This is a genomic window from Spirillospora sp. NPDC048823, from assembly GCF_043198445.1.
Classification (GTDB): domain Bacteria; phylum Actinomycetota; class Actinomycetes; order Streptosporangiales; family Streptosporangiaceae; genus Spirillospora.
In genome coordinates this window covers 425,833-430,789 of record NZ_JBICUT010000006.1, presented here as the reverse complement: position 1 = coordinate 430,789, position 4,957 = coordinate 425,833, and the positions used below count along the sequence as shown (strand labels likewise).

Annotated in this window: 7 protein-coding genes; 2 read left to right on the top strand and 5 right to left on the bottom strand. The window is 67.4% G+C overall.

Translation table 11 applies throughout. From position 1 onward, the window contains the following. The 5 genes from hemC to ACGFK0_RS17715 form a co-directional block, all read right to left on the bottom strand. Window positions 1-817: hydroxymethylbilane synthase (gene hemC / locus ACGFK0_RS17735; protein WP_392905966.1), on the bottom strand; the 817-nt coding region annotated here is incomplete at its 3' end. 11 nt (window positions 818-828) lie between these two features. Then, window positions 829-1,824 carry a hypothetical protein gene (locus ACGFK0_RS17730; protein ID WP_392905964.1) on the bottom strand — a complete coding sequence of 332 codons (996 nt, stop codon included), beginning with the start codon at window positions 1,822-1,824 and terminating at the stop codon, window positions 829-831. A gap of 89 nt (window positions 1,825-1,913) precedes the next feature. Further along, window positions 1,914-2,393 carry a hypothetical protein gene (locus ACGFK0_RS17725; protein WP_392905963.1) on the bottom strand — a complete coding sequence of 160 codons (480 nt, stop codon included), beginning with the start codon at window positions 2,391-2,393 and terminating at the stop codon, window positions 1,914-1,916. Continuing rightward, entirely contained in the window at window positions 2,393-3,031 is a 639-nt protein-coding gene (locus tag ACGFK0_RS17720; RefSeq protein ID WP_392905962.1) for a hypothetical protein, read from the bottom strand. The genes ACGFK0_RS17725 and ACGFK0_RS17720 overlap by 1 nt, the downstream gene beginning before the upstream one ends. Continuing rightward, on the bottom strand, window positions 3,028-3,255 hold the full coding sequence (locus tag ACGFK0_RS17715) for a hypothetical protein (protein ID WP_392905960.1): 228 nt from the start codon (window positions 3,253-3,255) through the stop codon (window positions 3,028-3,030). Before ACGFK0_RS17715 ends, ACGFK0_RS17720 begins: the two co-directional genes overlap by 4 nt. A 468-nt stretch (window positions 3,256-3,723) precedes the next feature. Here ACGFK0_RS17715 and ACGFK0_RS17710 point away from each other — a divergent pair, with 468 nt between their 5' ends. Further along, complete coding sequence (locus tag ACGFK0_RS17710) at window positions 3,724-4,608, top strand: helix-turn-helix domain-containing protein (protein WP_392905958.1); 885 nt, start codon at window positions 3,724-3,726, stop codon at window positions 4,606-4,608. Next, window positions 4,605-4,805: a DUF397 domain-containing protein gene (locus ACGFK0_RS17705; RefSeq protein WP_392905957.1), complete on the top strand. Its 201-nt coding sequence runs from the start codon at window positions 4,605-4,607 to the stop codon at window positions 4,803-4,805. The genes ACGFK0_RS17710 and ACGFK0_RS17705 overlap by 4 nt, the downstream gene beginning before the upstream one ends. Window positions 4,806-4,957: the final 152 nt, after the last annotated feature.

The window sequence follows — 4,957 nt, the reverse complement described above, 5'->3', positions numbered from 1 at the left end:
AGCCTGCCAGCCCTGGAAACCAGCGCCGCACAGCGCTGACCAGCGGCGACTCGCCGGCGATCACAGCCGTGTGTCTACGAACTGCGGAACGCGGGTGCAGGCGGGTGCCGGCGATGATGCTTCGGGCGTTCTTGCGGGTGAGGCTGGCGGCGACGAAGGCGCCGATGGCGGGGCACATCTCGTCCAGGCTGAGGAGTTGGGAGATGCGGTGTTCCATGCCGACCTTGGTCAGGCCGCCGCCCGCCAGGACCAGGGCGTCCACCTGCTGCTCTTCGTCGAGGCGGGTGAGCCGCGGGATGACGTTCCCGCGGAACCGCTGCACGTTGAGGTCGGGCCGCCTGCGCAGCAGCTGCGCCTTACGTCGGACGGCGGACGTTCCGATGCGCGCGCCCGGCGGGAGGTCGCTGATGATTGCGTACTTCGAGCCGTCCGGAAAGACGACGGCGTCGCGGACGTCGTCGCGCTGGAGGTAGGCGGCGAAGACGAACTCTTTGGGCAGGTGGACGTCGCCGGGGACGTCCTTCATGCAGTGCACGGCGGCGTCGATGTGGCCCATCATCAGGGCCTTGTCGATCTCCTTCATGAACAGGCCCTTGCCGCCCAGCTCTGACAGGTCGCCCTTGTAGCGGTCCGCCGATGTCTCGATGGGGACGTATTCGATGTCCAGGCCGGGCACGACTGCCGCGAGGGTGTCGATGACGCGCCGGGCGTAGGCGCGCGCGAGGTGGCTGGTGCGTCCACCGAGCCGCAGCGCTCGCCCGGGCAGCGCCTTCTCGAAGTACGCGGCGGCGGGAGCCAGAGGGCTGCTCGAGTCCATGGGAACGATGGTCATGTCAGTGTCTTCCGGGATGTCGGGACGGTGGACGGCGCCTCACCGAGCGTAGCGGCGAGGGTGAGAGCGGCATGGCTGACCACCCGTGATGCTCCGGCGCGCAGGAGCATGGCGTACTCCTCGGCCAGCAGCTCGGGCGCAAGGGTGGTGCATTCTCCGGAGACCGAGAACGGCAGGAGCGGCACGCCGGCCCGGGCGTACAGCGCGCAAAGGATGTCGGTGGAGAACAGGGCGGGCTCGATCAACAGTGAGTCGGCGCCCTCGGACAGCATCAGGAGCCCCTGCTGGACCGCCGTGGCGGTACGGCCCGAGGCCGGGAGCTGGAACGGCCGGTTCCGGGAGTGGATACCCATAGCGACCCGGTAGCCGCCGTAAAGGCGGGAGTTCACTATGAGGTGCGGCATGACGCCGACCCTGTGAAATCCGGCGGAGTCCAGGGCGCTGCGGCACGCGGCGATCGAACCGGGGATCATCGCGGCGGGGCCGATTACGTCGGTCCCGGCCTCGGCTTGGGTCACGGCCTGGTGCGCCAGGGCGGCAATGGTCGCTGTTTGGTCGGGCCGTCCGTTGCGGGCGGTGAGATGGCAATCGCCGCTGGCCAGGTAGCCGCACAGGCAGGTCTCGGTCATCACCTGCACATCCCTGCGCGTCAACTTGATGGCGTGGATCGCACGGGTCATCACCGAGCCCCCCGCCGCGGCTCGCGTCGCCGAGGCGTCGCGCCGGTCGGAGACGAAGACCTTCAACGCGGTTATGCCCGCTTGGTAGGCGCGTGTTGTCACGCCGGGCAGTTGCTCCAGGGTGTAAGTGGGGACCGGGCCGGGTGGACGGCTGGCGTCCCTGCCGTCTTCCCGGACGAGCACGACCATGACAAGACGATCCGCCGAGAGTCGAGGATGTGACTCCTTGACCACGCGCGACCTCGCTTTCACAAAGGAGTTGCTGAAGGACAGGACATGAACTGAGGAGGGCAGAGGCGGATCGCCTGGCATGTGGATGGGTCCTGGAACCGCTCGGTTATCGACGGTTCCAGGACCCGCACCCCGGAGCGCGCCCCTCCCCGCGCTGCGGGGCGTGATCTCTACGGCGGTCCGGAGTGATGGGGGATCGAGTCCGCGCCCAGGGTGCGCATTTGGGCGGGCAACAACTCGTGCCGGCCGGAGTCGGTCTGTCCGGGCTCCACACGCGGGTTGGGCGAGTGCCCTCCCGTCTCGGTCGCCTGCCGCACGAGCGTGATGTGCTCGTCCACGATCTCTTCCAGTTCCAGACGGACCTGTCGTTGGCACTCGTCGATCGTCCGGCGAAACATCCCGTGCATGGTCATCGCCTCGTCCCACACCTTCGCGACGACACCCAGGGCCGCTCCGATCGCCTCGTCGGCGGGACGACGCTTCATGCTCGCCAGCTCCGCAGTGGCGCGTTCCTCCACGTAGACCCTCATCAGCCCGACGCGCAGGTACGGGATGCCGTGCTCGAACAGCCGGTCGGCGAACAGGGTGGAGATCAGCGTGCCCATGGCCTCCGGCCTGGCCGTGTACCCCATCGGCCCGCTCACGGTCATCAGGGCCCTCCCACCGTGCGCAGCGCCGCCTTCACCTGGACCACGGCCTCGGTCGGGTTGTCGGCCTCGCACAGCCAGACGCCGCCGCCCCAGCTGAACCACCACCGGTCGGCGTCGCTGGCGCGGCGTCGGCACTCGATGGCGACCCCACGCGAGGCCGCGTCCTTGGTGACGCGTAGCCGCTGCTCACTGACTACCTCGGGTGAGAGCTTCTGCCCGCGCAGCAGGTTCGCCAGCGTGGCCAGGAGCCCCGCACTCTCCGAACTACACGGGTCGGAGGCGTCCGTCTGCTCAGCATCGGTGTTGGCGGGGCTGTCCGGCAGGCCGTCGTCACTCTCGCCCTCGGGGCGGAACATCAGGTAACGGCGCAGGGCGCGCAGGCTCGGCGGCCCGTTGGTGCCCAGCTTCGCGACGATCTCCAGTTCCGGCTTGAGGTACCGCCGCGGCGACCGCTCGGAGTCCTGGGCGGCCGAGATGAGGCCCTCTTCTTCCCATCGCACGAGCACACCCGACCTGAGTCCGGTGATGCCGAATGCCTCGCGTACGGCGATCCACGGGCCGTCTGCAATGGTCATGCCGTTGATCTCGGCGACCTTGCCGACGTGCTTGCGGGGGTAGTCCGATACCACCAAGGTCATGCCGCTGCCGCCTCTTTCATCTTGGTTCTGATTAGGTGGGCCGCCACCCTCGTGTCGCTCGCCGGCCGGATGGACTCGCCCGTGCGGGTGTCGTAGAACCACCACGCGCCGTCGTGGCAGTAGCGGCACCCAACCGTGACGGCGCGTCCGGGCACCCCCAGGGGAATCACGTTGAGGACCACGTATCCCTGCGCGTCGGCGAAGACCGTGACGACACCCTCCACGAGGGCGAACGCCTTTGAGAGCTGGGCCAGGAAGGTGACTCGCTCGCGCTGGGGGATCAGAGGTGTGGGGCCACTGGCCTGACTCGGCTCCGGACGCTGCGGGACGGGACGCGCTCCGGAAGACCGCACGTGTGCTCCCACGGCTCACACTCCGGAGGTGCGGCCGTCGCCGTCGGCACCTCGGTATCCGTAAATGATCTTCATGATTGGCCTCTTCCGTGCATGGGGGCGGTCGTTCTCTGCGGTGGCGATGCGCGGAACGGGCGCCCTGACCGGCTCGCCGAGATCACGGATTGTCGCGAACTACCTCCGTGCTGACTCCGAGTAGAGCACCATGAAAACCAGCACTGCAAGGTTTCAGGATTATTCTCCGTGCCGAATTTCCGCAGGTCGGAGACTCATTGCGAATCGTGCGGGGGGATGCTTTCATTTCGAGTGAAAGACCGCCCCGGGATGGAGGTGAAGCGGATGACGGAAGCCGCAACGGGGTCGACCGTCCCCCGGAGGCAACTCGGCCGGTACCTGCGCGAACTTCGGACAAATGCCCGTCTAACGGTGCATGCGGCCGCGAATGCGCTCGAATGGTCAGAGGCGAAGATGTGGCGCATCGAGACCGGGCAAACGTCCCTGCGGTCTCACGACGTCGAGACCATGTGCCGCGTCTACGGGGCACCCGACGAGCTGAAAGTGGCCCTGATGGGCCTCGCCAAGGAAACCAAGGGAAAGGGGTGGTGGCACGCCTACGGTGACGTGATCCCGGACGGCTTCGACCTGTTCATCGGACTGGAGGAGGCTGCGCGCAGTCTTGAGGAGTACTCACCCGAGCTGGTGCCAGGGTTGTTCCAGACCCCCGACTATGCCCGCGCGGTCATCACGAACAACGCCCGTCTTCACGACGAGGACATCGACCGACGGGTGCAACTGCGGGTCCAACGTCAGACGTTGGTGACCCGCTCGACGTCACCTCCCACCCTCAGGGTCGCTCTGAACGAGGCCGTCGTCCGCCGAGTCGTCGGCGGGCCGGCGGTCATGGCGGGCCAGCTTGAGCGACTCGCAGAGCTCAACGAACGCCCAAACGTCTCCATCCGTGTCATGCCCTATGAGGCGGGGGCGCACCGAGGGCTCGACACCGGCCCGTTCATCCTCATGCGCTTCCCAACTACCGGAGACGGACGCAACCACGAACCCCCCACCGTGTATGTGCAAGGCTTCACCGGGGCCCTGTACCTGGACAAACCCTGCGAGATCGACCGCTACTCCGAAGGGTTCGAGGTCATCTGGGACAACGCCCTCCCCCAAGAGGACAGTTCGGCGCTGTTCCGGCAGACAGCAAGGGAGATGAACAGACCATGAGTGCCGACTTCGCCGCTGCCAAGTGGCGCAAGAGCAGCCGCAGCAACTCCGAACAGGCCTGCGTGGAGATCGCAGTGACGACGTCTGCTATCGGTGTGCGGGACAGTAAGAACCCCAACGGTGGCCACCTGGTCCTGGACCGCGCCGTCTTCGCTGACCTCCTCGACCACGTGAGAGCTGGCGACTTGGACCTGTAACCCGCCCGCGGCGCTCGACACTGCATATGCCCGCCCGTGACGTTGTGTGTTCCTCTGGGGCGGATCCTCTCCGCCTCTGAAGCGGTTTGAGGAGGCGACCGGACAGACTTGGGCCCCGGGTAGGCGGAACGCCACCCGGGGCCCGTGCGCGC